The 437-nt window shown below is 59.7% G+C and carries 1 protein-coding gene; it reads left to right on the plus strand.

Going from position 1 to position 437, the window contains the following annotated elements; all coding sequences use genetic code 11:
• Window positions 1–289 precede the first annotated feature (289 nt).
• Window positions 290–437 (plus strand): DUF2958 domain-containing protein (locus CF68_RS38695; RefSeq protein WP_035824888.1); only part of this gene is annotated, 148 nt, incomplete at its 3' end.

The following is a 437-nucleotide window of genomic DNA, read 5'->3' on the forward strand; positions in this document are numbered from 1 at the left end:
GAGAGGCGACAACTATTCTGACGCGGGGGGGTTCCCCATGGCGGAAGTTTTTCCGACCCGGGCATTCAGTACCACACACTTTGAGTTTGGTTTGTGGTAACGTTGCCATTGTAGCCAAACGCAAAGTGTGTTTTTTGCGCATCTTAGGCAAAACCAGGGAAGCCATGGGCAAGCGGAGACGTGCTCAACTCTGGCGCACGCCGCTTGTTGTTGCGCGACGGCGGCCCGGAGCGTGCGCCCTGTATCCGCTCGCTTCGCCGTGGAGTGAACCTTTCAGGAGGCAACGAACATGATCCAACCTCTCATCACCGCCGAACAACGCGAGCAGCTGCTCGCAAACGGCCACGCATATGCAACCGGAAAGGCCAGGGATCCACTGCCCGTGGTGCGGCTGTTTACCCCCGATGCGCATGCGACCTGGCTACTGGCCGCGCTCG

This window comes from Cupriavidus sp. SK-4 (genome assembly GCF_000611125.1).
GTDB lineage: Bacteria > Pseudomonadota > Gammaproteobacteria > Burkholderiales > Burkholderiaceae > Cupriavidus > Cupriavidus necator.